The 2,636-nt window shown below is 70.1% G+C and carries 3 protein-coding genes; 1 reads left to right on the top strand and 2 read right to left on the bottom strand.

Annotated features, from left to right (window positions below):
• The coding region (locus tag QH283_RS03980; RefSeq protein ID WP_280501660.1) for a GtrA family protein at nucleotides 1–256 on the top strand (256 nt) is incomplete at its 5' end.
• A 61-nt stretch (nucleotides 257–317) separates the two neighbouring features.
• On the opposite strand, the gene QH283_RS03975 is transcribed toward QH283_RS03980, so the two are convergent.
• The gene (locus QH283_RS03975; RefSeq protein WP_280501659.1) at nucleotides 318–932 is read right to left on the bottom strand and encodes a pyridoxamine 5'-phosphate oxidase family protein; all 615 of its coding nucleotides are present in this window, start codon (nucleotides 930–932) and stop codon (nucleotides 318–320) included.
• Between the two features lie 309 nt (nucleotides 933–1,241).
• On the bottom strand, nucleotides 1,242–2,636 hold a 1,395-nt coding region (locus tag QH283_RS03970), incomplete at its 5' end, for a molybdopterin dinucleotide binding domain-containing protein (RefSeq protein ID WP_280501658.1).

Below are 2,636 nucleotides of genomic sequence, written 5' to 3'. Positions count from 1 at the left end.
CGCCGCGGCCACGACCCCGGCATACCTCAACACCCGCCGCGGCACCTTCCCGGCCCCGCCGCGCGGGGTGCGCTTCCGCGCGGTGGTCGCGCTCACCGCCACCACTTTCGCGGTGCAGGTGGGACTCAACCACCTGATGGTGCATCTGCTCGGCCGGGAGTTCCTCGCGGTGACGGCGGCCTTCGTGATCGCCCAGGGCACCGCGACGGTCATCAACTTCGTCGTGCAGCGCCTGGTGATCTTCAAGCTGCGTTGACGGGCAAGCTGCGTTGACGGGGGAGCTGCATTGACGGGCGAGGCCGGTGCGCGCCCCGCGCTCAGGTGAGAACGGCCTGCTTGCCCGCCTTCGCGCCGAAGTAGTCGCCGCCCTTGGCCCGGGTGCTGTCGGTGCCCCATTCGCGCTGCTCCCGCTCGGCGGGCACCAGGTGCGGGATGTGCTTGCGGCAGTGGATGTAGGCCTCCTCGACCTCGACCACCACCCAGCGTTCGGCGATGCGACCCGCGGTGGACTCGGGCAGATCGGGCAGGCTGCGGCGCAGCTGGTCGTCCTCGACGATGCGCGCCGAGCCGTTGATGTGCAGGCCGATCAGATCGCGCGCGAAGTCGATCATGAGGATGCCGACGTGCGGGTTCTCCGAGATGTTGCCGAGGCTGGCCATCACCCCGTTGCCCCGGTACTCCGGGTAGGCGAGGGTGCGCTCGTCGACGACGTGCAGGAAGCCGGGCGGACCGGCCCGGAAGGTGTTGTCGCATTCGCCGTTCTTGTCGGCGGTGGCGATGAACGCCATGTCCATCCGGCCCACGAATTCGATCATCTGCTCGTTGAGCCGGTCGAGAACCTGATCGTTGTAGAAGCGCTCGGCGCGCGCGGTGGTTCCGTAGCGCTCCTGTAGCGCGTGCTCGCCGTCGCTGCCGATCTGGTCACCCGTCATTGCTGCCCCCTGGCGGTGGTCGGGGGTCCGGGGGTCGTCGTCTGCTCCGCGGCGAACGTCGTTGTTGCTCCGCGTCGATCACATGCCCGAACCTCGAAGAGCTGAAACTGCGAATAAACCGGAAACGGGTCAGATACTAAGCGAAGAGCGGCGACGGCGGCGCACAACCGACAATTCGGCGGCACGGAAATTATTCCCGCACAACGGTGTTGAGCAGGAACAACGGTGCATACCCGACGGGTTTTTTCCGGGCGCGCCGAAATACGCGCTGTGCGTGTTTCACTCGCGCCCGGCGGGCCGGGCCCGCGGTCAAGCCGGCCGCACCGTCACCGGGACGCCGTTGAAAATCGCGTTCCCGCTCGGCACGTCCACCACCGAATCGTCGGTCAGCGTATTGGCGTTCACGCCCGCGTGCGCCCTGGCGACCGACTGGGCGCTGCCGTCGTGTCCCCAGCCGTGCGGCAGGCTCACCACGCCCGGCATGATCGACTCGGTCGGCTCCACCGGCACCGTCAACGTGCCCGCCGCCGAGCTGACCACCGCCCGCCCGTCGAGCCCGAGCCGGTCCGCGTCGGCGGGATGGATCTGCAATGTGCACGTGTTCGAGCCGCTGACCAGCGTGGACACATTGTGCAGCCAGCTGTTGTTGGACCGTAGATGTCGCCTGCCGATGAGCACGAACTCCGGTGCGGGCGCGTCGATGCCCGCGCGCAGCCTGGCCACGTCGGCCAGCAGCTGCGCGGGCGCGAGATCGACCCGGCCGGAGGCGGTGCGCAGGGCCTCGGGCAGCCGAGGGGTCAGCGGGCCGAGGTCGACGCCGTGCGGATTGTCCAGCAGCGTGGCCAGATTCAGCGCGCCGCCGTTCCACTCGCCGTAGGGGCCGAGGCGCAGCATGAGGTCGAGGCGCTGCTCGGTGCTGTCGTCGCCGATCAGCTCGGGGCGCCGGTCGGCCAGGCCCGCCTTGTGCAACATGCCCGCCACGACCAGCTCGTCCACCGCCGCCACCTGGCTCGTGGGACCGTTGTCGCGATGCTCGCGGCCGGTCACCGCCGCGGCCAGCCGGACCAGGATCTCGATCTCGGACAACTGTCCCTCGGCCAGGGGAACCAGCGGACGCGAGTACCTGGCGTAGTTGCGCACCGCGAATCCGAGCAGCGCGAAATCGTAGTGCGGCGACTGCGCGATGCGCGGCGGCGGCAGGATCACATCGGCGTGCCTGGTGGTCTCGTTGACGTAGCGGTCCACACTGACCATGAAGTCCAGCCCGGCGAACGCCTCGGCCAGTCGCGCGCCGCCGGGGGCCGACAGCACCGGATTGCCCGCCACCGTCACCATCGCCCTGATCTGCCCCTCGCCGGGCGTGGTGATCTCCTCGGCCAGGGTGGCGACCGGGATCTCGCCCATCGCCTCGGGCAGCCCGCGCACCCGGCTGTGCCAGCGGCCGGTGCGGAACGGCTTGCTGCGCACGATGCCGAGCGCGGCGGGCCGGGCGAACATGGCCCCGCCGGGGCGGTCCAGATTGCCGGTGAGGACGTTGAGCACGTCCACCAGCCATTGCGTCAGGGTGCCGAATTCCGCGGTGCAGGTGCCGATTCTGGCGTAGACGGCCGCGCAGGGCTCGGCGCCCAGCTCCCGCTCGACGCGGACAACCGTATCGGCGGGCACGCCGGTTGCGCCGCCCACCACCACCCCGGCGAGCGCCCC

The organism is Nocardia farcinica (genome assembly GCF_029867845.1).
Lineage (GTDB): Bacteria > Actinomycetota > Actinomycetes > Mycobacteriales > Mycobacteriaceae > Nocardia > Nocardia farcinica_A.
This window is presented reverse-complemented; position numbering and strand designations above follow the sequence as displayed.